Genomic DNA, 22,977 nt, shown 5'->3' on the forward strand with positions numbered 1-22,977 from the left:
TCTAGCGGATTGCATGGGGATGACGATTTTATGCAAGATCGCCTAAGTGAGAAAAGGAGCGATGGACAGTGACAGAGGAGCGGTTGCAACAGACAGAACTTCAATCGGCGGCGCACCAGCATGATCATTTGGTCAATCGCGATATGATATTGGCAAAAGCCAAAGAGTTAGCTGGTATTTTGGGCAACAGTGAGGAAGTGCAGATATTTCGGAAAGCTGAAGAGAAGATTCGGGATCATGGGCGCATCCAGCAACTGATTGCAACAATGAAGAAGAAGCAAAAGGAAATTGTAGCATTTGAATCCCTGAAGAATCAAAAAATGATTGCCAAAATAGAGGCTGAGCTTCAGGAGCTGCAGGAAGAGCTTGACGGTATTCCGATTGTAACGGAGTTCCAGCAAAGTCAGGTGGAAATTAATGAGTTGCTGCAAATGGTGATCATGGCTATCCGTGATACGGTTGCAGAAAAGGTAAATGTAGAAGAGGGAAAAAGTACTTCTGCCTCTAATTGTAGTGACTAAAATGAGGTGTAAGGTGTGGAGGCTTAGCTTCCACGCCTTTTTTTCGAAGGCAATCCGAGTCGTGCATGCTGAACTATGTATACGGTGCCGGACATCAAGAATGAGTGACATCGAAGAAGGGATGAAAACAAGGGAATGGATAAGCTGCGTAAGATGATAGAGGGGGAAGAGAATACATTCTGGAGTTACTTGGGATGTGAGCTGGTCGGTGCGGATGAGAACGAGGTACACATCGCTTTGCAGGCTGGCCCGCAGCATACGAATGTAATGGGGATTGTCCATGGGGGTGTGCTGACTTCGTTAATGGACCAGGCAATGGGAATGGTCGCCATGGGGTCGCGTCAAATGCAGTCATGTGTAACGACGAACCTGAATGTTCATTTTTTGTCAGCAATGAGGCAAGGGGCATTGCAAGTGAAAGCCCGGATTCTTCATCAGGCAGGTCGCACCATCACTACGGAAGCAGAAGTAAGGAATAGTGAAGGGACACTTGGTTGCATATCTACGGCAACCTTTCGAGTGTTGCATAAACAGCCCAGTGAATCAGACAAGGCCTAACGCTTGACAAAACTTTTTATTATGTCATAATGAATTTATCAAAACGATATAATATGGTGATGCGAATGGATAACAATCGTACAAACGAAGAGGCGCAGAAGGCGTCTTACAACATTAAGAAATACCGCACCCCGGATGGTGCTCCGGCAGATATCGTTATGTTTACCTTAACGAAGCGGGAACGCAAGACGGTGACGAAGACATTGCCGATCCGGGAGCTTAAGGTAATGCTTATCAAGCGCCGCAGATGGCCGTTTGAGGGACGCTGGGCCTTGCCCGGAGGATTTTGTCAGGAAGATGAGTCTATGTATGGAGCGGCCAAGCGAGAACTATTAGAGGAGACCGGTGTGGACGGCGGACATCTGGAGTATTTAGGTGTATACAGCGGACCAGGGCGTGATCCGCGTGGCTGGATTATATCGCATGCATTTTTTGCATTGGTAGAGGAATGGATGCTGGAGCAGCGGCAGGCAGCGGATGATGCTTCCGAAGTAGGATTGTTCACGATCCGTGAGGCACTGGAGGAATTGGAGCTGGCGTTCGATCACCGGGACATCATAGTCGATGCTTATCGGAAAATTCAGTTGCAGATGTTGCAGACGACGATAGCCAAGCAATTTTTACCGCCGCATTTTACACTGGGCGAGCTGTACCAGGTGATTCAGAGTGTCGTACCGGATTTTGAAGAGCCGAATTTTATCCGTAAAATAACATCGACCCGCAGCAGACAGGGAATACTGGAAGAAGTAAGGGATGAGGCCGGTAAACCGCTCAGCTCCAATCAGTATTCACAAAGACCGGCTCAGCTGTACCGTTTTAGTGACAGAGTACCGCGGTTGTCTATCTACACATAATGTGATGGGATAGGTCATACGAAGAACGCACAATCCCCAACTTTGTGGATGAAGGAGCTAACTGTACGATGAAGGCACTCATTGTTATTGATTACACGAAGGATTTTGTAGATGGTAGCTTGCCTGTAGGTCAACCGGCGATTGATTTGGATGATCGGATTGCAGCAATCACACAGGCGTATGTGGATCAGGGGGACTTTGTTGTCATGGCTGTGGATTTGCATGAGGAAAGCGACCCTTATCATCCGGAGAGTAAGCTGTTTCCCCCACATAATATACGTGGAACGGAGGGACGACATTTATATGGCAAGCTCCAAACCCTCTATGAGCAACAAAGTGATTCCATCTATTGGTTGGATAAAACACGGTATAGTGCGTTCGCTGGGACCGATCTGGAGCTCAGGTTGCGCGAACGAGGCATTTTGGAAGTTCATCTGATTGGTGTATGTACAGATATATGTGTACTCCATACGGCTGTAGACGCTTATAACAAAGGATTTGCTATTACCGTATACAAGGATGCTGTGGCGAGCTTTAATCAGGCAGGACATGATTGGGCTTTGGGTCATTTTGAGGGAAGTTTGGGAGCTGCCGTATGGTCGGCTGAGGATACGATTTTACTACAGAAGAAGTGAATAACTTAACGATTGTGCACCAATATCCGATAACAAAATGGAGCCGGATATTGGTGGGCTGGACAGATGAGGCGGTACGCCGTCGCAATCGCAAAACCGGGGACAGTCAGAGAGGATGAATACGATGCAGTCAACGAGCCTCGCATTACATACAGATAAATATCAGATTAATATGATGTACGCCCACTGGGTGAACGGAAGTCACCAGCGTAAAGCTGTGTTCGAGGCGTATTTCCGTAAGCTGCCCTTTGGCAACGGTTATGCGGTGTTCGCTGGTCTGGAGCGCATTGTGAATTACATCTCAAATTTGCGTTTTACAGAAGAGGATATTCGCTACCTGTCAGAACAGGAGGAGAAGTATGATCCTATGTTTCTGGAGGCTTTGCGGCATTTTAGATTTGGCGGGACAGTTCATTCGATGAAGGAAGGAGCGCTTGTTTTTCCGAACGAGCCTCTGATACGCGTCGAAGGAACGATTATGGAAACGCAGCTGGTAGAGACGGCGATACTGAATTTTATGAATTATCAGACACTGATCGCTACAAAGGCGTCACGCATTAAACAGGTGGCAAATGATGACACGCTGCTTGAATTTGGCACACGGCGTGCACAAGAAGCAGATGCGGCGATTTGGGGCGCACGTGCAGCTTATGTAGCAGGCTTTGATGCGACGTCCAATATGCTGGCAGGTGAGCACTTTGGGATTCCGACGAAGGGAACACATGCTCATTCCTGGGTGCAAACGTTTATGTCGGAGCAGGAGGCTTTTGACGTGTACGCCAAGGTTTTACCAGATCAGGTCACGCTGCTGGTAGACACCTTTGACACGCTGGAAAGCGGCGTTCCTCATGCGATTCGTACAGCGAAGATGCTGGAGAGCCAGGGCAAGCGTATGAATTCAATTCGTCTGGATAGCGGTGATTTAGCTTATCTTTCCATACAGGCGCGGGAAATGCTTGATGCTGAAGGCTTGGATTACGTAAAAATTGTAGCTTCCAATGATTTGGATGAAAATACGATTTTTAATTTGAAAGCCCAAGGGGCGCGTATTGATGTATGGGGTGTGGGGACACAGCTTATTACAGCTTCGGATCAACCTTCACTTGGCGGAGTGTACAAGCTGGTTGAGCGGGAAGTGGACGGTGAAATGTTGCCGACGATTAAGATTTCGGGTAATCCGGAAAAAGTATCCACACCGGGCAAAAAGGATGTATACCGCATCGTGGATAAAAAGAAGGGAAGAGCCGTTGCAGATTATATTTCTTTTCCGGATGAAGAGCGTCCGCGTAATGGAAAACGACTGAAACTGTTTAATCCCTTGCATCCATATATGAAAAAATATGTAGAAAATTACGAAGCTGTACCGATGCTTGAGCCCATTTTCGTAAACGGGCAGAAGGTATATACGCTTCCCGAGCTGGATGAAATTAGAGCTTACCATGTTTCACAGTTGAAGCTGTTTTGGCCAGAATATTTGCGGAAGCTGAACCCTGAAATTTATCGTGTTAATCTCAGCGAAAAGGTGTGGGGGCTGAAGCAAAAGCTGATCGACAGCTATATGCAGCCTGAAGTAGAAGAAAAGGAATAGCACGAAGAGGCACCTCATGAATGTATGGGGTGCCTTTTTTCTATGTGGCGAATGGCGAGTATGGAAAAAGAGAGCTTACTTATAAATTTCTCTCATGACATGTCTCAGCTCAGGTACAATAATGCGTTCCATCGCCAAACGTACAGCCCCTCTTGAACCAGGCATGGAAAATACAGCTGTCTGCCCTATAATACCGGCTACAGCACGGCTTAATATAGCGGCTGAACCAATATCCTCAGCAAAGCTTAGATATCGAAAGATTTCTCCAAATCCAGGTAGTTCCTTATCCAGCAGGGAGGAGACCGCTTCATATGTGGTATCCCGTGGGGAAATACCGGTGCCGCCTGTCAAAAGTATAGCTTCGATGCCATCCTGTGTCGCAGCTTCGGATACCAATTGCCGAATACCTTCATAGTCGTCCTTGACGATGACATAACGAGCGACCTCGTAGCCGCTGGTTTCCAGCAAATCCATGAGCAGTCGTCCCCCGGTATCCGTTTCCACGGTGCGTGTGTCAGAGACGGTTACGACCATGCAGCTAACCCGCTGCGGAGATTCCCGTCGGTGTTCCTCTACAGAAGTCATATTCATTACAATGTTCACTCCTTGATCAGTGCTTAAGCATACTGTTTTTTACACTCTTTTTTTACAATAGAGGAATGGTTGTCCGTATGCAAGTCGGGAGCGAAGAATACAAAGCATTGTGATGAATATCCTTGCTTTCATACATTGGAATATAGTACACTTCCTTACATAAGTCGGGATTTTCTGGTTTTGTTTTGTTGGAAGCGTGAACATCAAATGATTAATCTCAATGATTAGCGGGTAATAGTCAGCAGGATCAACAACTGGGAGGTAATGTAATATGAATCATTCATACCAACAATGTGTAGATGCTTGCCTAGAATGTATGAACGCTTGCAATGTCTGCTACGTGGCGAGTTTGAAGGAATATGATCTGGCCATGCTGCGTGAATGTATTCGAGTGAGTAGGGAATGTGCAGAGATATGCGGGTTTGCTGCTCAAATGCTGGAACGAGGAACCGATTTTGCCGAGCAAATCTGTGAGCTGTGCGCTAAAGCTTGTGAAGTATGCGCTGCCGAATGCAGCAAGCATGGACATGATCACTGCAAACAATGCGCAGAAGCCTGCCACCGTTGCGTTCAGGCCTGCCGCCAATTGGTGGCTGTGTAATTACATATGAGGAACTAGTGCCTGAAGAAGAAAAAGTTGCTTTCTACTGAATAGGTTTGTATAATGATGGGAATTAACGTCGTGGAATGGGAGAGTAGCATTGGAAGCCGATCATTACAGCGAGCCGGAAAAGGTGGAAGCCGGTATGAGGTTTGATGTGAAGCGCACCCGGGAGACGGCTGGTCCAACGCGGAGTTCCTTTTAGCGAAATTCCTTTAGTAGATCAGCCCGGCAGACACCGTTATTCGTCATTGGAGTGAAATCGGCGATTTGTGTAGCTAGTTTTAGCTGCGCAACCTGATTTACGAAGAGTGGTACCGCGGGGATATTGAAGTTCTCGTCTCTTGAATTAGTTCAAGAGGCGGGAGCTTTTTTATTAGACAAGGATTTTGCAAAATCCGGAGATCTTAATCGAGAAGGAGAGAGAAGACATGTTGTTGTTGACTGCTGCTAAGGTTTTATTGGCCCATACGGGCCTGGAAGAGAAGGAAGTATTATCTTTATTGGAGATACCCCCGCAGCCGGAATGGGGAGATTTGGCGTTTCCGTGTTTTGTGCTCGCTAAAAAGCTTCGCAAGTCTCCACAGCAAATTGCGCTTGAATTGGCGGAGGCAATAAGTCATGAGGAAGGCTTAAGTGCTTCGGCTGCTGGTGCCTATGTTAATATAACTTTGAATCGATCTGTTCATATTCCGCATATGCTGGCTGAATTGAGCAAGCCCGATTTCCTCAAGCCAGATATCGGACATGGGCAGCGGGTTGTGATTGATATGTCCTCACCTAACATCGCCAAACCGTTTGGTATCGGCCATCTTCGCTCTACTGTCATCGGTGCAGCCCTGTATCGCATTCTGGGGGAAACAGGACATGTTCCTATAAGCGTAAATCATCTGGGGGATTGGGGAACACAATTTGGCAAGCAAATTGCGGCCTATAAAAGATGGGGAAATGAGGAGCAGCTACAACAGGATCCGATTGGAGAGTCACTTAAGCTATATGTGCGTTTTCATCAGGAGGCCGAGCATGACCCGTCTTTGGAGGATGAAGGGCGCGAGTGGTTCCGGCGTTTGGAGTATGGGGATGCCGAGGCTCAGCGACTATGGGAGTTTTTCGTTAAGGTCAGTCTGAGTGAATTTGATCGTATGTACCAGCGTTTGAACATTACATTCGACCACGTGCTAGGGGAAAGCTTTTACAATGATAAGATGCAGGCAGTTGTTGCCCAATTAAGAGCGAAAGAATTGCTGGAGGAAAGCGACGGGGCACTCGTGGTTCGTCTGGAAAAAGAGGAGCTGCCACCGTGTCTTATTTTGAAAAAGGATGGGACCACCATTTATCCGACACGTGATCTGGCAACAGCGATCTATCGTCGTGAGGTGATGAAGGCAGATCGGTTGCTTTACGTCGTTGGCGGGGAGCAGAGGTTGCATTTCCAGCAGGTATTTGCAGTACTGAAGCGTGCAGGCGAGGCATGGGCGGAGCAATGTGAGCATGTGCCGTTTGGATTGATGCGGTTTGCAGGAAAGAAAATGTCTACAAGACGAGGCAAGGTTGTGAAGCTGGAGGAGGTGCTGGATGAAGCTGTAGCGCGTGCTCAAGCCATCATTACTCAGAAGAATCCCGATCTACAGGATCAACAGGAAATAGCTGAGGACGTTGGTATCGGAGCGATTATTTTCGGTGATTTAAAAAACAACCGTCTCAATGAAGTGGATTTTTCATTGGAGGAAGCGTTGACCTTTGAGGGCGAGACGGGGCCTTATGTGCAATACACTCATGCGCGCCTACGCAGTCTTCTGGAAAAAGCCCATGCTCGTACTGGTGCTCATTCAAATTTTAGTGACATCGCACCTATGCAGGAGAGGCATTCGTCTGACTTGACTGACGACGTATCAAGTGAAATGCTCGGTGATGCAGGCTGGGCGCTGCTTAAGCAGCTGGATCACTATCAAGGGCAACTGATACGTGCGGTTCGGCAGCTGGAGCCATCGGTTATGGCGAGATTTGCGTTGGATACGGCCCAGGCATTCAACCGTTTTTACGCCAAGGAGCGGATTGTTGATGGTGGACAGTGGCGTATTCAGCTGGCGGAACAAACCGCGGATATTCTGGCAAGAACGCTGCAGCTCCTTGGGCTGAAAGCACCTAATCGGATGTAAACAAAGCGAATAAAGGAGAGCGAGATACAGGTGAGTATTCTTGCAACAATGCGCAATGTAAGTAAACGATATAAGAATGTAGCGGCCTTGGACGACTTTACTTTTACTATTAAGCAGGGAGATTGGATTACAATTGTAGGGAAAAATGGTTCCGGTAAAAGTACACTGCTGCTTTTACTGGCAGGTTTGCTACGCCCCAGCTCCGGGTCAATTGAGTGGCGATCCGGAGCTTCGATACATGTCGGCTATGCGCCTGATCGGCTGCCGCAGCTGAATTTTACACCTCGACAGTATTTACAGCATATGGGCCTCATGCAGGGAGTGCAGCGGGACGAATTAAGGCGGGAAATTGATTTTCGGCTGGAGCAATTTTCGTTAATGCATGCTGCTGATCGTGATATGCGTGGTTTTTCCAAAGGGATGCTGCAAAAGGTTAACCTGACACAGGCACTTTTGGGTAGGCCGGAGTTATTGTTGCTGGACGAGCCACTTGGTGGCGTGGATGTGGACACGCAAGCATCAATGATTAAGCTGTTGTCCGAATTAAGTGAACAGGGTATTACAATACTGGCATCCAGCCATGAGCCGGAGCTTGTGCAGCAGGCGGCACGGCAAGTGCTTGTATTGGATCATGGTCGTCTTGTGGCACAGTACGATCCGCATCGTGTACTACGGACAATACAACAGATTGTATGCACAGGGATATCAACGTTGGAGGCAGAGAGTTTGCTCGCTAGTGAGCAGACGGAGTGGATGGTCGTTAATGAGGGTGATCATATTCGCGTGACTGTGGAGAAGGAGGCGGGAAATCGGCTGCTGCTGAATTTGATACAATCGGGAGCCTCTATTGTTTCCGTACATCAGGACGCACAATTTTCCGATGATATTTTTGATGCTGCTAATTCTGCTGCAGTTCGCAGACGTGAGGGAGAGGGAACGATCTCATGATTTTTGCTATCCGTTACATATTACAAAGCTATACGCGTTCACGGCGTTATGTACCGCCTGTAGTGATCTATTTTTTTGCCATGATGCTGATCTATTCTTACAAGCCCAGCCCTATAGCTGACAGCTACAGTGTTACTGCCCTTTTATTATTTTTTGCTTCCGCATGGCTGGGAATCAGTCTGTTGAACCACGAGCACCCCGTACAAAAACAGTTGTCAGTTCAACATAATCGACAGCATTGGATATATTTTAGTGCCGAGTTAATAGCAGCATATATCATGCTTGTTTTTATGACAGGGGTTGCCGTGATTTATCCGGTAGTTTTCAAAATGTTTGTGCACGTTCCTTCTGTGCTGCAATGGGTGGTGGGTATTATAGGTCATTTATCGCTTGCATTACTAGGGTTGTCCCTATCGCTGTTTTGCCAGCGGATTTTTATAGCGAAAACGAATCGCAGCCTGTCATTGGTTATCATCGCGCTCACTGTATCGCTTGCCGGACCACGCCTAGCGGAGTTGCTTCCGGTGGGAGCTGAATGGATGATATGGATTCTTCCACCTGCTCATATGAATGTAAATGCGATGATGAATCTCGAACAGTTGCCGTTAGGAGAGGTTATTTGGTCATTGCTACTTCCTGTGTTATATGCTTTTGTGCTGATTGGTGTGTACATAAAGATTGTGAGCAGAAAAGAGCTTAACGGGTTACACTAATCGCAAGAACGGTGCTGTTTTGCAATCCTTTTGTGCATATGTGAAACATTTGCAGCTTCTATTGCGTCGATAAGTATAGAACATAGTTAAAAATGGAGGTGCACCTCATGAAAAAAAGTAAAAGTGTGGCAGCTGCTCTGCTCGTCATCTGCTCATTGGCAGTGGCAACGTCAGCTTCTGCTTTTCGTGATATAAAAGGAGCTGAGCAGGAGAAAATCGTTAATTCGCTTCAGCAGAAAGGTATTATTCAGGGAATAACCAAGGACAAGTTTGCACCTGATCAAACCCTTACGTATGCACAAGGAGTGCATTTGGTCGTTAATGCTATGGATCTTCAGGTTATGCCCGATTTCACAACCGGTTCCTTTGCAAACATTCCCGCTTCAGCATGGTATGCCAAGTCCTACCGGATCGCAGCCCAGCATCAAATCCCTTTGTCACCGGATATTGACCCGAGCACCCGCATGACAAGGGAACAATTCGCAAACATTCTGTATAAAGCAGTGATTGCCACAGGAGAATACCCAACTGTCCGTATGTACATTAATGTAGCGGACGGCAAAAAGCTGGACCAGGATTCAAATGAAGCGGTTCAATTCCTGCTGTTGACCCAAATTGCAAAATTGGACGAACAGAGCAACTTTAATCCGGATCGTAAAGTAACTCGAATGGAGGCAGCGGAAATGGTCTATAATGCATCTGAATTTGTGCAAAATCATAAGCCGGTTAAAGCTACTCCTGAAACTCCCGTCGAGCCTGCAGACCCGGTTCAGCAAAATAATGTTAGTATGAGCATAGAGAAGACGAATGACCAGCAGAACAAGGTGACAATCACCCGTTTGCAGGCACCTAATCCGGGTTACGGTATTGAAGTAGATCATATCGACTATATAGATGATACGAATGCAGTCATTTACTACAAGTTAACAAGTCCAAAGCCGGGGGAAATGAACATCCAGGTCATTACGGATACCCATACAAGTACATTGGTGGACAGCAAATATAAAGTTACGCTCAAAGCCGTAGAAGGAACAGTATCTCCCCCCGCAGGAACAGGTTCATCGGTAGCTAAATAAGGTCTGGAGCCGATTTGAGGAATATAATATAAAAAAATAAAACCAGCAAGTTTCCTATTTACAACGGAAACTTGCTGGTTTTTTAATGCATCATGCTGGTCTTTTGCCTAAGGAAATATCGTTTATTTCAAGCTTTACGAGCTGACTTAAGCGTTTCCGCCAGCCAAGCCGGGTCCGCTTTGGCCGGAGCCCGCTTTCTGTGAGGCACTGGAACCCGCCCGGTTGTTGGACTTTCCAGAAACCGTAGCCATTACGGCTACAGTATCTTTACCGGCAAGCAAGCCATCCTGTGCGGGAGATGAAACAGACGATGAGGCTGCTGTATCTGTTCCAACCGTTCCCGACTGAAGCTGATACATTTGGAAATAACGACCGCCATGAGCCATAAGCTCGTCATGGCTACCGCGCTCCACAATTTCACCCCGATGCAGCACCAAAATTTGATCTGCACTGCGAATGGTCGATAAACGGTGAGCTATGATAAAGGTCGTGCGCCCCTTTTTAAGTACCTCAAGGGCAGATTGAATGAGCGCCTCCGTTTCGGTGTCAATATTGGCAGTCGCTTCATCCAAAATCAAAATGGCTGGATCGAAGGCCAGTGCGCGTGCAAAGGAAATAAGCTGGCGCTGTCCGGCTGATAAGGTACTACCTTTTTCAATAACGGGTTCATCAAAGCCTTGCGGCAAGTGTGACAACAATTTGTCAGCTCCAACGTCACGCAGCGCTTTGTCCACCTGTTCTCTGGTGATGCGGCTGTCTCCGAGACTGACATTGGAGGCTACCGTACCTGTAAACAAATACGGATCTTGAAGAACAATACCCATATGATGACGAAGCCATTGCTTAGGGATTTCCTTGACAGGTGTTCCGTCAATGGTGATCGTTCCTTTTTGCGGATCATAGAAGCGGAACAGCAGGTTAATAATCGAACTTTTACCTGATCCGGTATGTCCGACTAGGGCAACCGTTTGGCCGGGCTGTGCTGTAAAGGAAATATGCTTAAGCACATCATCCTTTTTGTAGGCAAAAGATACGTCGTCAAATTCTACCTGGCCTTTGTAGCGCGGCATAGTGCCGTCCGTCACGGGTTCTCCGGTTTCATCCATCAGCTCAAATACCCGTCCAGAGGACACGATGGACGAATCTAGTACAGCGAGTTGGTTGACCATACCTGTCATAGGCTGGAACAGTCGTCCCAGCACATCGACGAACGCATACAGGACGCCTAGTGATATCGCACTGTCTGCGGTGCCGAGTGCCTTAGATCCGAAATACCACAACACGACAGCAAAGGCGAGGTTTCTCAACACATTGACCAAATTGTGCGAAGTAAAAGCGTTCAAATTCAGCATTTTATTCTGATGCTTCATATAGTCATCATTCAATGCTTCGAACTCGGTTTGCGTTTGCTTCTGATGCCGGAATACACGAATAATGGACATACCCTGAATAGATTCATTGATAATCGCATTGATTTCACTGAGCCGGGACCGAATGATCGTATTGTAGCGTGTGGCAACCTTACGGTATAACACAATCCACAAGATCAGCAGCGGCACAATGAACAAGGAGATTAGACCCAGTCTGAAGTCCAGCAGGAAGAGTGCAACATATACCCCTGTCATTGTCACAATACCGGAGGTGAAGTTTGACAGTACGGCTACGAACAAGTCTTTGACCGCTTCAGTGTCATTCGTAACACGCGATACGACCTTGCCTGCGGGCAGGTTGTCAAAAAAGTAAACCGGCAGCCGTTGAATGTGCGCGTAGAGGTCCAGCCGAAGCCTCTGAATGACCTTGTTGGCAGAGGATTGCAGCCAGTACGTTTTGCCAAACTCGGCAAAGATCGAAACGACCAGAAAGAAGCAATACCAGCCAATCAACTGAAAGATGCCGGGCATTTCCGGTTTGTAAAAGCTATACAGCTCATCAGCAGTCAAAGCCTTGGCTTCATAGCGAAAGGTGTCGGAGCCGCGTGTCACCGTCAGTGTACCGTTGGCAAAGGAACGATTGCCATCAGCCACCTGCACCGAGCCATTAACAAATACAAAGGATTTGTCAACTTGTAAAATTCTCGCTTCGCGACCTTTGGCTTCTCCGGGCTCAAAGCGGTCTTCACGCTTAAAGTGGGTATCGGCAAAGCTTACAGTGCCGTCCACACTCGTTGTTTCATAAAATGGTTTTTCTATAGCGAGCATATGGTCGTCGATCATCGTTTTGGCGATGAAGGGTCCGGCCAGCTCGGCGGCTACTCCAATAGCCAGTGCGATGAGTGCAGCGATAAAACCTGCTTTGCTCGTCAGGGCGTACTGGAACAGCCTTTTGCCGATATTGGGTTTCATTAGGATACCTCCCCTGAGGTCAGATCAGATTCCACTTGCTGCCGTTCGTACTGCTGCCGGTACCAGCCGCCAGCCTCAAGCAGCTCGCTGTGGGTTCCTTCCTCAATAATGCGTCCTTGCTCCAGCACGACGATCCGGTCTGCATGTTCGACAGCCGAGAGACGGTGAGTGGAGATCAGGGTTGTTTTACCCGAGCGCTTACGCCGGATATTTTCAATAATACGTGCTTCCGTTCGGGCATCTACTGCTGACAGTGCATCGTCGAGCAACAAAATATCCGGGTCACCGATAAAGGCGCGCGCGAGCGAAACACGTTGCTTCTGGCCGCCGGACAGGGCAATACCTTTTTCCCCAACCAGTGTATCCAGTCCATCGGAGAGAGTGCCCAGATCCTGATCAAAGGCGGCAGTACGGATCGCTTCCATAATGTCGTCATCATCTGCACCAGGTTTACCGAACTGAATGTTCTCACGTACCGATTTGGAGAACAAAATTTGCTCCTGTGGCACATATCCGATCCAGCTGTGCAATTGTTCGACGGCAATGTCCTCCAGCCTTGTGCCAGAAATTAAAATATCACCGCTGCCTGTTGGGTACTCATGCAAAAGTTGTTTGAGCAAAGTGGACTTCCCGCTACCGGTCCGACCGACAACGCCTAGCGTTTCACTACGTTTCAAATTCAGGCTCACATGCGACAAATTATCGACAGTGGAAGTGGGATAACGGAAGGTAACGTCTTTCATCGTAATGGACTCAGGACGGTTAACCGATACGGGATGGGCTACATCCTGTACGTCTGGCTGGACATGGAGCGTTTCATTGACCCGATCCAGAGATGCGCTGCCGCGCTGCATGATGTTAATCAGCTCGCCGATGGCAAACATCGGCCAAATCATCATTCCCAGATACATATTAAAGGAGACCAGCTCGCCCAGCGTGATATCGTTATGAAATACCAGATAAATTCCATAGCCGAGACCGATGACGTAACTAAGTCCTACGCATAAGCGGATTGTTGGTTCAAAGAGGGCGTCCATTCGGGCGACTGCCAAATTTTTACGAAATACGTCCTCGGTAATATCTGCAAAACGCTTTTCATCCATCCGCTCCTGCACATAGGCGCGAATGACCCGGATACCTGCCACTGATTCCAACACCTGGTCGTTCATATCGCCAAATGCATCCTGTGCGAGTGTGTAGCGTTCGTGAACGGCTTTGCCGTAGATGCTCATGGCCAACGCAATAAAAGGCAGCGGCAGGATCGCCGCCAGTGTCAGCTTCCAGCTAATCAGGGTACCCATGGCAACCAGTACAACGGTCAGATAGACTGTGGAGTCTGTTAGTGTCAGCATGCCGAAGCCGGCTGTACTTGCTACGGAGCGCAGGTCGTTCGTGGCACGAGCCATCAAATCCCCTGTGCGGTTGCGCTCAAAAAAGGGCGGCGTCATCCGTAGCAGATGATTCATGAAGCGTGTGCGAAGCAGGCGCTCCACCAGATTGGCACCCCCAAACAGCTTGTGCATCCATATGTACGTAACGTAGTAGATGACGGCGAGAATACCCAAAATCATAAAAATATAACGCCAAAGGGAGGACCAGGAAATCGTACCGCGCACGATCTCATCAATGGCGCTACCTAACAGCCGAGGAGGAGCCAGCTCTACAATACCAACGGCTATCAGCATAAACAATCCAATGAAATATCGGCTTCGTTCTCTTTTAAAAAACCAACTTAAATTTTTGAATACCGAAAACAAGTGGAATCCCATCCTTTCATAACAAGCTCATTCGAGAGTTGTGTACCATTTTGAAAAAACAACAGTGGCTTGCTGCCACGAACTTCATCGGACAACAGGCGCAAAAAAGGCATACCGTCCGCAGACGATATGCCTTAAATCTCAATATCATATGGCGCGCAGGTATTTTCAGCACACTCACCACTGAAAAACTGCTCAAACACAGACAACCACTCGTATTAAACCATACAACGTGAATGGCCCAATTCCGAAAGGTGCGACAGGGGAGATGCTCCGGTATGAAGTTGTTGTGTGTGTAGATGTGGGTAAAATGTAATATGGAATTTTAGCACCGGAAACACTCCTTTCTTCCTCAAATTGGGTTCATTCTTACGCGAGTAAGCGTTCAAATTGTAATAAATTTCAAAATGGATCTCGTATGGTTGAATCTTAACACCCTTTTTTGCGAATTGTCAAACCTTTTTCAAAAAAATGTATATGACTTGTATCAAAAGACCAGCTTGAGCAGGGCGGTTGGTGGTCATTCCAAAAGATGCTATGATATAGTTAACAGGATTTCATTGTATAAGGAGATGAGCGCAACGCATGAGTATACAGGTAACTGAGCCTGCGGCACAGTGGTACATTAAGGAGCTTGGCTTGAATGAAGGAGATGCGATCCGTTTTTTTGTTCGCTACAGTTCTGGCGGCGGGTTGCATCCAGGCTTTTCTCTGGGAATTTCCGTAGAGCCTCCGCAGCATCCCGTATTGCAGCATAAAGCGGCTGGCATTACGTTTTATATGGAGGATCAGGATTACTGGTACCTGAAGGGTCATGATCTGCAAGTCAAGTATTTGGAGGAACATGATGACATTATTTACACCTACACCGAGGAAGCGCAAGTGTAATATCCCAACGACAAAAATAGTGTACAAGAGCTGTTCATCGACATGAAAAAGCGGCGGAGCACCGTGCTGCAGGGAATTAGCCTGCGCATGATACTCCGCCGCTTTATTGTGTTTAAGGCGATGTCATATGTTAAGGATTGTTAAACATCGGATCATCGACCGCAAAATCAAAATCATCAATATCATATACGTGTACAGGTACAGAAGCTTCAATAATGCGGTGAATCCAATCCAATTGGTCTGTCAAAATGGGCAATGCTTCACGCTGGGCGGTCAGTACCAGCTCGGTTTCGATCGGATCAAAATATTCCCCGTAGTGTGCCGTATCCACAGCATTAATAACAATGAGCGAGGTGTTGGCATCGAATAGAATGGGCAAGCTTTTGGCCCAGGGCATCTGAAGGGCGCGCCGGATTTTTTTCTGATTCAATGGTTCTTCAAAATAGCTGATGAGCTCGCTTACCTTTCGCTTTACATGCTGATCGTCCATAGGATTATCCATGAGAGGCTCCGTGCTATCCTGAAACTCGTATAGCTCCAGCAGCGATGTATAAGGCACTATATATTCCACAGGGGCGGGAGATGTAAGCAACTGGCCGTATATGGCCACCATTACAGCTTCCGTTACAAATTGTCGAGACATCGGTCAAGCCTCCTGCATTTACCCAATTATGCGATAAGAGTATAACACAAAAGCGGGACTAAATTCAGCCCGACATGCAGATTGCTTTCATTTGTAGCATGAGCCAAGGATTTAGGAGCGGCCGATCAACAAAGACAGCAGTCCGGCGGCAATAAGTGGCCCTACAGGAACTCCTTTAAAGAATGCAACGCCAATGACAGTTCCGATAAGCAGACCTGTCACAATAATAGGTTGACCAGACATCAAGGTTGCTCCGCGACCGCCAAGATAGGCTACCAGGATGCCGATGACAATCGCGAGCAGTGACTTCCAGTGCATAAAGGATTCCAACACTTGATTAATGCTGATTTTACCGCTGGCTAGCGGGGTCATGACCCCGATTGTCAGGATAATAATTCCAATCGTCAAGCCGTACTTTTCGAGCCAAGGGAAAGCAGTATGAAAACTGGTTACCCGCAGCAGCAATAATACAACCATGGCGATGGTTACAGTGGAATTGCCGCTGATAATTCCAAGACCAGCCAGCGCCAGTAAAATAAGTGAGCTGTAATCCATATCGGTGTTCTCCTTAGTTCGTTTGGCTTTGTATATGCTCAGCAATTTGACGTCCATGCCAGCGACCAGTTTCAATGAATACCTCATTGGCATTGCTGCCGGAAGCGATCACGCCTGCCACATATATACCTGGTATATTCGTTTCCATCGTGGCAGGATCAAACTCGGGTTTATCTATATCTTCAGCCATATGGACGCCGACAGATTCGAGTAGTTTTCGTTCCGGATGAAACCCGGTCAGTGCCAGCACAAAATCATTCTCCAGTCGGAATGCTTCTGCATCCAGCGGAGTGACTACTACATGGTCTGGATGAATTTCCGTAATACGAGCACCTAAGTGCAGCGTAATTTTCCCCTTTTGTACCATACTGTCGAACAGTGGGCGCACCCACGGCTTAATGTATGGAGACAGCTCGGTCCGACGATACACCATATCAATCGCAGCCCCGACTCGTACCAATTCCATCGCTGCATCTACTGCGGAGTTACTGCCGCCGATGACTGCGACCCGGGTTCCTGTGTAAGGATGGGCTTCGCTGAAATAGTGAGTGACTTTATCTAATTCTTCCCCGGGAATGCCCAAATAGTTCGGATGATCAAAATATCCTGTAGCCACTACGACATAGCGGGACGAATACGTTTGGGATTTTCCACGCTTGCTCATGGTATGAACAGTAAATGTACCGTCATTCTGACGAGCAATGGATCGAGCCTCCTCATAATGCTGAATGTTCAGGTTATAATGTGTTGCTACTTTACGGTAATACGCCAAAGCTTCATGACGAAAAGGCTTGTCATTGGGGGTGCTGAACGGAACATCACCGATCTCCAGCAGTTCGGCGGTGCTAAAAAACTGCATGTTCGTCGGATACAGAAAAATAGAGTGGACAATGTTGCTTTTTTCAATAATGACGGTTTGCAAACCTTTGCGGCTGCATTCGATAGCAGCGGATAGCCCGCATGGACCGCCACCGATAATAATTACGTCGTGCATATAGTCGTGCATATAGATGAACCTCCAATGTATTGGTGTACTGCGTTAATTTATCACAGGATCAGCATTGTACATCACTTTCGAATCATTCCGATTTACATTTTGATCCATGAAAACTGCTCTCTGAATGGATGGAAAATGCACGGGTATGTAAGAAGTTTTCAAATAATAATCCTACCGCAATGCGCACATAATATCCAGCCGATTTCAGGAAGAAGTAATGGAAGGATAGGATTGACACATGTTTTCAACAAACATATAATTAGATATATATCTAATTTTAGTGATTGAGTTCGTTGGTAGAGCAGGTATGGATTAAGGGAAAGAGGTGTTATCACGATGCAGCTGGATAAGATGGTCAATTATCATAAAGCACTTGCTGATCCGACGCGTATGCGTATATTACTCCTTTTGTCCGGTGGAGAGATGCATGGTCAAGCTTTGGCGAAAAAGCTGAATTTATCCCAACCGACCGTTACGCATCATGCTTCCAAGCTCCGTGAGGCTGGATTAATCAAAGAACGACGGGACAAAAATACGGTGTATTTTACATTGAATCCGGAGCTGATCCGGCAGCATGCCGAGGCGACGGTACGTTTTATCTTTGAAAAGGGAGAGGGGGAGAAAGAGATGTCAGAGCTTAATGAAACATTGGAGGCGACGGTTTTGCGCAATTTTTTTGCCAAGGACGGCAAGCTGCGCCAAATTCCTGCACAGTACAAGAAAAAGCTGATCGTGCTTCAGATGCTGGCAGAAAAGCTGGAGCCGGGCCGCGTATATCCTGAACGTGAATTAAACGAGTGGATTAAACAGTACCATGACGATTTTGCAACGATTCGACGTGAGCTGATTATGCATCAGTTTATGTACAGAGAACAGGAAATGTACGAATTGAATCCACGTGAGATGTGGACGCGCTGGGATCAAGTGCGCTAAACGAAACTAAAAAAATTGAAGAAAGTTTCGCGGCAGGCTTGACAGACGATTTATCGACTTGTATGATAAAGGAAATTTTAGGAGGAGGCGATGTTATATGCGTACGAACAAGAATGGATGGGTTCAGCAGCAGAATGACTTGTCTCCCGCACGGACGATGCTCAGCTAAGACTGTACAGTATATAGTTTTGGCTTAGCAGTTGGTTGGACAGTAGAACCGACGAAATCCGCAGGGAGTAATTCCCTGCGGATTTTTTTATGGTTAGGTGTCCTTTGTTTACGGTTGTTGGTTCCGGGAAGTGGTCCGTACGTAAGACTGCTTGAATGAACGAACGACGGATCATATGGGCCTTAGCCATACATACATCCTCCGCAGGGATTTCCCTGCGGATTTTTTGCATTGTTTGCTTGCGGGAAAAAAGGTGCACATTTCGAACAACACTATATTTGAACAACGCTATATTCGAACAACACAAAAATCAAAAAAACAAAGATAACTCTAAGGAGGAAAACGATGAGTATACATGAATACGGTTGGTCTGATTACTGGAACGGTTATTGGGACCAATGGAAGCAAAGTTTTGAGGAACGTGCAGGACATTCACAGCTACGGCCTGCCCGCTTGATCGCCGATTATGGGCAAAAAGTCAAGCTTATCACGATGGATGGGGAACGCTGGGGAGCCTCTTCTGGCAAGCTGCGACATTTCATCGATGATCCCGCCGAAATGCCGGCTGTCGGGGATTGGGTGGCGATCACCACACCGGATGGAGTGTCGGATGCTGTGATCCATGCCGTCCTGCCACGCAAAAGCCGAATATCCCGGCAGGCTGCGGGCTTTGAGACAAAGGAGCAACTGATAGCGACTAATGTGGATACTCTCTTTCTCGTAAATGCGTTGAATCATGATTTTAATGTACGCAGACTGGAACGGTATTTGATTATGGCTTGGAACAGTGGGGTGAACCCGGTGGTCGTGTTGAGTAAGAGCGACCTATGTCACGATGTTGAAGCACGGATCGCAGAAGCGGAGGGGGTAGCTCCCGGTGTCCCTGTCATCGTTATTTCTGCTCTGCAAAACGAAGGTAGGGAGCAGTTGGAGGCGTTTCTTCAACCCGGCTGCACCATTGCCTTGACGGGCTCTTCCGGTAGCGGTAAATCAACGATTGTGAACTGGCTGTCTGGAGCCGAAGTTCAGCTGACACAAGATGTGAGGGAGGAAGACAGCCGGGGACGGCATACGACAACTCACCGACAGCTTTTTCCCATCGCCAAGCAAGCTGTCCTGCTGGATACGCCCGGCATGCGTGAGCTTAACCTGTGGGATGATTCTACGGGCGTCGCTCATACCTTTGCCGATATTACCGACATAGCGCAAAATTGTCGGTTTGTGGATTGTAAGCACAAGGGGGAAGCTGGATGCGCAGTGGAGGAAGCTGTACAGACGGGGGGACTGTCAGAATCGAGGGTGAACAATTATCGCAAGATGCAGCGAGAGCTGGAATATCAGGCGCGCAAGGAAGCGGATCGGCGGAGAAAGGATAGCCGTACAAGCACAACCACGGGCCGAAGGGATCAGCGAAGTGGTTGGCGACGGGATGTGGAGTGGTAAGCCAAGCTGCATTGAAATATCATTTGTAAAAAATACAAGAAAATCTATGAAGTAATCGGCATATGGTGTAAAGGGGTGAGCATATGCCGAATTACAGCATTTTGGTGGATCTATCGGAGCGTCGTTTGTATTTAAAAGATGGCAGTCAGATCGTGCAAAGTTATCCGGTCGGTATCGGTAAGTTGGCTACACAGACACCGTATGGACAATTTACGATCATTAACAAACAGCCCAATCCCGGCGGCCCTTTCGGAGCGTTCTGGATGGGGCTGTCCAAGCCACATTATGGCATTCACGGGACCAATGATCCTTCATCTATTGGCCAGATGGTGTCACATGGCTGCATCCGAATGCAGAACAAGGATGTACTTGAGCTTCAGGAGAAGGTAAGCGTGGGCACACCTGTTACGATCCAGTCTTAGCGGATTACTGACCGACAAAGAGTTCGACTTTTAGCTATGTGCGCTGGTCCGTTACGATTTGGGCTGGATAGGGATACGGGCTTCAATCCGCTTGGAGCCCTCTTTGTCGTTCGCAACTTTGACTAACGATCCCGAAAGACGTTCTCCACGTGTACCGTATACCTGCTTAGCGTTGATCCATATATCTTCGTTCGGCTCGTAGTTTATGACCAGGGTGTAGCGGTTGGCAAGGCTCGGTTTTTTGACCCTCATGCTGAAGGAACCGTCAGGCATGACTTTAGTTTGGTCATCGTAGCCAAACTGCCATCGCCCCGGGAAATCAATCGTGAGCTTGACATCGGAACCCTCCAGCAAATTGCTGCGTGCATATACATGATAATAATTGCCTTCTTGTTTCACATCAGGCTTAATCCACACTTGGGGGCTGCCGTAGTCCTTAGGTTTGTTCCAGACAGGTTTAACCAGTGGAGTAGTGCGATCCTGCTCGGGATCAAGCTCAGCGCCAATCCGTACTTCTTGCAATAGCCGTTCCTTTTCCTCGTATTGATATACATATGGCCCTTCCAGCTTGTTACCGCCGCTGCCATAAAGATTTCGTATCGCATCGACTTGATCGTCCGGGCGAAACAGAACGGTCAGATCCATACTGCCCTGTATGCCAGGTCGTTGCACTCGGAGTACAAAACTTCCGTCCTTTTGGATCGCTGTCTCGTCAGTGTATCCGGTTAACAGGGAGTTTTTGACCGCGAGATTCCCTTTAATCCGTGCTCCGGCGGGGAGATTGGAGTGTCCTGTAACCTTGACGGTATTTTCGTCTATACTTACGTTCCCCGATATTTCGAGATAGCTGCTGCCTTGCTGATGCACGGGGGAACGGCTGGCAGCTCGCTCATCAAGGGTTGATGCACCCTGATTCGGATTGCCGGTGACAGTATAAGCGCGTGCTTCTGCTTCATGCTGTGCGATACTCCGGGTAGATGCCTTTTCCCTGCTGCACGCAGCTAGAATAGTTAAAAATAACAAAGTGCATATCAGGTTACAGCCTATTTTGATCATTCGGCGTTTGCTCATGATTTCTGCTCGCTCCTTGTCTGTAGCTATCAGGCTTAAGTGGGATCAAACTTTTGAAACTCTATGTATTTACCCGATTTAAAGGAGATGTAATCCATCCACACTGTATCCTACAAGGACCGTACATGTTTAAATAACCTATAGAATGGTTAAAAATGGATAGCCTGATCATCCATCAGAATAGCAGGGGCAGCATGCTGTAAAGGAGCCTGAGTCATATGTCCATTGACCGTTTTATTTTGAAAAAGCTGGACAACTGCCGGGAAGAACATACACGCGCTAACTTACTGGAACTGTTTAGAATACGAATAGAGAAGGCGCAGAAACAGGAACGAGGCGCTAAAAAAGGCTATCGCAGAGTTTTATAAGCAGAATCTGATCAAATGCACAGATGACGGCAAGGTCACATAGTTCATGTTTCAAATCCGCTGATATGGAGAGGGTGCTGGAGAGCCCTCTCTTTTTTGTGTCTGTATTCAGACAAAAAAATAGTCCCTCTTAGTAGAGGGACAGTGCCAATGAATCATTTTCACTAACGCTATGCAGGATGGCTTCACAGCCAATAATCTCTATGCTGATCAAAGAGTTAAGACATTTCTGAAGGGCACGCTTGCCGCTGGAGATTTTGTTCTCCAAAGTGTTGCTTAGAAGTTTCAATGTTTTTTGCATAGGCTGCTTGTTATCTTGATTGAAGTAAACGGGAATACGTTTGTTTTGAAATGTAATTAATGTTCTCACAAAAATCACCTCACCTGAGTTATTTCATGGCTTTATTGTAGAGCCCGTTTCTTAAAATTACCTTAAAAACACCTTATAAAAACATAAAGGTCTGAGAAATTTACAAAGTGTTCACAATAATCTGGGTAACAATCGAGTTTAGTTCTAAGCAATTGATAAAATGACGTAGATGCGACTATTTAAAACTATTAAATATAAATTTGTGATACAATTGGCTCTTTATAATTTGGTAAAATGCGACTAAAGGCTTTATATTATTTTGAGAGTGGGTATTTTGTAACAAATTGACAGTCTAATAGGTGAATGCTACAGTTACGATAGCCATCTTTCTATCGAAAAAAGGCTTTTTGTGTGAACTTTACTGTATTAATTAAGGATCGGGAGGGATGACAGATGATCCTGACCGTGCTTTCAGGACGACAGGAAACAGAGTGGTTTGACATCGAGGTGGCTGATGAATATTCGGTGGAGCATTTGAAGCTGATGCTGGGTGTGCGCATTTTTGGGGAGTCTCCGGCAGAGGGAATGCAATATATTATGGAAGCAAAGTTCCCGGAGGGGCTTTGGTTCAGAGTGGAGGACGACCAGCTACTTACAGGGGCAGGCTTGCGGGAAGGCTGTACGGTGCGTATTCAGCGTGCCTTTTCGACAACCCAGGACGAAGCACCTGTATATGGACGGCGTTCGCTGTTTCAAAACGAAAAAAATGGGTAAATACACACATGAAATTATATGAAACCTTGGTAAAATGAAATAGTAAGCGAAAAGGGGG

Annotated in this window: 27 protein-coding genes and 1 other annotated feature; of the genes, 18 read left to right on the forward strand and 9 right to left on the reverse strand. The window is 47.1% G+C overall.

All coding sequences use genetic code 11. The annotated features are described in order from the left end of the window. The first annotated feature begins 68 nt into the window (after window positions 1-68). The 6 genes from LCF57_RS03085 (at window position 69) to LCF57_RS03105 (ending at window position 4,156) form a co-directional block, all read left to right on the forward strand. Window positions 69-521: a RicAFT regulatory complex protein RicA family protein gene (locus LCF57_RS03085; RefSeq protein WP_225999385.1), complete on the forward strand. Its 453-nt coding sequence runs from the start codon at window positions 69-71 to the stop codon at window positions 519-521. 135 nt (window positions 522-656) lie between these two features. Further along, complete coding sequence (locus tag LCF57_RS03090; protein ID WP_225999386.1) at window positions 657-1,079, forward strand: PaaI family thioesterase; 423 nt, start codon at window positions 657-659, stop codon at window positions 1,077-1,079. A 65-nt stretch (window positions 1,080-1,144) separates the two neighbouring features. Beyond that, window positions 1,145-1,933: an NUDIX domain-containing protein gene (locus LCF57_RS03095; RefSeq protein WP_225999387.1), complete on the forward strand. Its 789-nt coding sequence runs from the start codon at window positions 1,145-1,147 to the stop codon at window positions 1,931-1,933. A gap of 68 nt (window positions 1,934-2,001) precedes the next feature. Beyond that, a complete protein-coding gene (locus LCF57_RS03100) occupies window positions 2,002-2,568 on the forward strand; it encodes a cysteine hydrolase family protein (RefSeq protein ID WP_225999388.1) in 567 nt (188 codons plus the stop codon). Continuing rightward, on the forward strand, window positions 2,565-2,687 hold the full coding sequence (locus LCF57_RS27490) for a hypothetical protein (protein WP_264083447.1): 123 nt from the start codon (window positions 2,565-2,567) through the stop codon (window positions 2,685-2,687). The genes LCF57_RS03100 and LCF57_RS27490 overlap by 4 nt, the downstream gene beginning before the upstream one ends. Before the next feature lie 5 nt (window positions 2,688-2,692). Further along, window positions 2,693-4,156, forward strand: coding sequence for a nicotinate phosphoribosyltransferase (locus tag LCF57_RS03105; protein ID WP_225999389.1), 1,464 nt, complete (start codon window positions 2,693-2,695; stop codon window positions 4,154-4,156). 75 nt (window positions 4,157-4,231) lie between these two features. On the opposite strand, the gene LCF57_RS03110 is transcribed toward LCF57_RS03105, so the two are convergent. Further along, complete coding sequence (locus LCF57_RS03110; protein ID WP_225999390.1) at window positions 4,232-4,747, reverse strand: molybdenum cofactor biosynthesis protein B; 516 nt, start codon at window positions 4,745-4,747, stop codon at window positions 4,232-4,234. Window positions 4,748-5,021: 274 nt separating this feature from the next. On the opposite strand from LCF57_RS03110, the gene LCF57_RS03115 reads away from it, so the two are divergent. The 5 genes from LCF57_RS03115 to LCF57_RS03135 all read left to right on the forward strand — a co-directional run bounded on the left by LCF57_RS03115 (window position 5,022) and on the right by LCF57_RS03135 (window position 10,247). Then, window positions 5,022-5,351 (forward strand): four-helix bundle copper-binding protein, encoded by a 330-nt coding sequence (locus LCF57_RS03115; RefSeq protein WP_225999391.1) that lies wholly within the window; start codon window positions 5,022-5,024, stop codon window positions 5,349-5,351. Between the two features lie 73 nt (window positions 5,352-5,424). Continuing rightward, window positions 5,425-5,699: a binding site (T-box leader), on the forward strand. An 83-nt stretch (window positions 5,700-5,782) separates the two neighbouring features. Beyond that, window positions 5,783-7,510 carry an arginine--tRNA ligase gene (gene argS, locus LCF57_RS03120; RefSeq protein WP_225999392.1) on the forward strand — a complete coding sequence of 576 codons (1,728 nt, stop codon included), beginning with the start codon at window positions 5,783-5,785 and terminating at the stop codon, window positions 7,508-7,510. A gap of 30 nt (window positions 7,511-7,540) precedes the next feature. Continuing rightward, window positions 7,541-8,458, forward strand: a complete 918-nt coding sequence (locus tag LCF57_RS03125) for an ATP-binding cassette domain-containing protein (RefSeq protein ID WP_225999393.1) — start codon at window positions 7,541-7,543, stop codon at window positions 8,456-8,458. After that, the gene (locus LCF57_RS03130; protein ID WP_225999394.1) at window positions 8,455-9,171 is read left to right on the forward strand and encodes a hypothetical protein; all 717 of its coding nucleotides are present in this window, start codon (window positions 8,455-8,457) and stop codon (window positions 9,169-9,171) included. The genes LCF57_RS03125 and LCF57_RS03130 overlap by 4 nt, the downstream gene beginning before the upstream one ends. 107 nt (window positions 9,172-9,278) lie before the next feature. Beyond that, window positions 9,279-10,247, forward strand: a complete 969-nt coding sequence (locus tag LCF57_RS03135; protein WP_225999395.1) for an S-layer homology domain-containing protein — start codon at window positions 9,279-9,281, stop codon at window positions 10,245-10,247. Window positions 10,248-10,393: 146 nt separating this feature from the next. Here LCF57_RS03135 and LCF57_RS03140 read toward each other — a convergent pair whose 3' ends face one another. Further along, window positions 10,394-12,589, reverse strand: a complete 2,196-nt coding sequence (locus tag LCF57_RS03140; protein ID WP_225999396.1) for an ABC transporter ATP-binding protein — start codon at window positions 12,587-12,589, stop codon at window positions 10,394-10,396. Beyond that, window positions 12,589-14,346, reverse strand: coding sequence for an ABC transporter ATP-binding protein (locus LCF57_RS03145; RefSeq protein ID WP_225999397.1), 1,758 nt, complete (start codon window positions 14,344-14,346; stop codon window positions 12,589-12,591). The genes LCF57_RS03140 and LCF57_RS03145 overlap by 1 nt, the downstream gene beginning before the upstream one ends. Window positions 14,347-14,396: 50 nt before the next feature. On the opposite strand from LCF57_RS03145, the gene LCF57_RS03150 reads away from it, so the two are divergent. Both LCF57_RS03150 and LCF57_RS03155 read left to right on the forward strand, forming a co-directional pair. Next, window positions 14,397-14,582 (forward strand): hypothetical protein, encoded by a 186-nt coding sequence (locus LCF57_RS03150; protein ID WP_225999398.1) that lies wholly within the window; start codon window positions 14,397-14,399, stop codon window positions 14,580-14,582. Window positions 14,583-14,931: 349 nt separating this feature from the next. Beyond that, the gene (locus LCF57_RS03155) at window positions 14,932-15,234 is read left to right on the forward strand and encodes a HesB/YadR/YfhF family protein (protein ID WP_152381388.1); all 303 of its coding nucleotides are present in this window, start codon (window positions 14,932-14,934) and stop codon (window positions 15,232-15,234) included. 130 nt (window positions 15,235-15,364) lie between these two features. On the opposite strand, the gene LCF57_RS03160 is transcribed toward LCF57_RS03155, so the two are convergent. From LCF57_RS03160 to LCF57_RS03170, 3 genes are all read right to left on the reverse strand, one after another. Next, window positions 15,365-15,877 carry an ADP-heptose synthase gene (locus tag LCF57_RS03160; protein ID WP_225999399.1) on the reverse strand — a complete coding sequence of 171 codons (513 nt, stop codon included), beginning with the start codon at window positions 15,875-15,877 and terminating at the stop codon, window positions 15,365-15,367. A gap of 111 nt (window positions 15,878-15,988) precedes the next feature. Then, complete coding sequence (locus tag LCF57_RS03165; RefSeq protein ID WP_225999400.1) at window positions 15,989-16,432, reverse strand: DUF441 domain-containing protein; 444 nt, start codon at window positions 16,430-16,432, stop codon at window positions 15,989-15,991. Window positions 16,433-16,445: 13 nt separating this feature from the next. Then, window positions 16,446-17,426 carry a YpdA family putative bacillithiol disulfide reductase gene (locus LCF57_RS03170; RefSeq protein ID WP_225999558.1) on the reverse strand — a complete coding sequence of 327 codons (981 nt, stop codon included), beginning with the start codon at window positions 17,424-17,426 and terminating at the stop codon, window positions 16,446-16,448. Between the two features lie 339 nt (window positions 17,427-17,765). Between LCF57_RS03170 and LCF57_RS03175 the strand changes: the two genes are divergently transcribed. Beyond that, a complete protein-coding gene (locus LCF57_RS03175) occupies window positions 17,766-18,362 on the forward strand; it encodes a metalloregulator ArsR/SmtB family transcription factor (RefSeq protein WP_225999401.1) in 597 nt (198 codons plus the stop codon). Window positions 18,363-18,523: 161 nt separating this feature from the next. Here LCF57_RS03175 and LCF57_RS03180 read toward each other — a convergent pair whose 3' ends face one another. Then, entirely contained in the window at window positions 18,524-18,721 is a 198-nt protein-coding gene (locus LCF57_RS03180; protein ID WP_225999402.1) for a hypothetical protein, read from the reverse strand. A gap of 155 nt (window positions 18,722-18,876) precedes the next feature. On the opposite strand from LCF57_RS03180, the gene rsgA reads away from it, so the two are divergent. After that, window positions 18,877-19,974 carry a ribosome small subunit-dependent GTPase A gene (gene rsgA, locus LCF57_RS03185; protein ID WP_225999403.1) on the forward strand — a complete coding sequence of 366 codons (1,098 nt, stop codon included), beginning with the start codon at window positions 18,877-18,879 and terminating at the stop codon, window positions 19,972-19,974. Window positions 19,975-20,057: 83 nt separating this feature from the next. Continuing rightward, window positions 20,058-20,396 carry a L,D-transpeptidase gene (locus LCF57_RS03190; protein ID WP_025716871.1) on the forward strand — a complete coding sequence of 113 codons (339 nt, stop codon included), beginning with the start codon at window positions 20,058-20,060 and terminating at the stop codon, window positions 20,394-20,396. Window positions 20,397-20,447: 51 nt separating this feature from the next. Here LCF57_RS03190 and LCF57_RS03195 read toward each other — a convergent pair whose 3' ends face one another. Next, window positions 20,448-21,467, reverse strand: a complete 1,020-nt coding sequence (locus LCF57_RS03195; RefSeq protein ID WP_225999404.1) for a flagellar motor protein MotB — start codon at window positions 21,465-21,467, stop codon at window positions 20,448-20,450. 218 nt (window positions 21,468-21,685) lie between these two features. Here LCF57_RS03195 and LCF57_RS03200 point away from each other — a divergent pair, with 218 nt between their 5' ends. Further along, complete coding sequence (locus tag LCF57_RS03200) at window positions 21,686-21,835, forward strand: hypothetical protein (protein WP_225999405.1); 150 nt, start codon at window positions 21,686-21,688, stop codon at window positions 21,833-21,835. Between the two features lie 130 nt (window positions 21,836-21,965). Here LCF57_RS03200 and LCF57_RS03205 read toward each other — a convergent pair whose 3' ends face one another. Further along, complete coding sequence (locus LCF57_RS03205; RefSeq protein ID WP_025716873.1) at window positions 21,966-22,205, reverse strand: hypothetical protein; 240 nt, start codon at window positions 22,203-22,205, stop codon at window positions 21,966-21,968. A 393-nt stretch (window positions 22,206-22,598) separates the two neighbouring features. Here LCF57_RS03205 and LCF57_RS03210 point away from each other — a divergent pair, with 393 nt between their 5' ends. Continuing rightward, window positions 22,599-22,919, forward strand: a complete 321-nt coding sequence (locus LCF57_RS03210) for a hypothetical protein (RefSeq protein ID WP_225999406.1) — start codon at window positions 22,599-22,601, stop codon at window positions 22,917-22,919. Window positions 22,920-22,977 lie beyond the last annotated feature (58 nt).

Origin of the sequence: Paenibacillus sp. BJ-4 (genome assembly GCF_020404765.1) — a bacterium.
In the GTDB taxonomy this organism is placed as follows: Bacteria; Bacillota; Bacilli; order Paenibacillales; family Paenibacillaceae; genus Paenibacillus.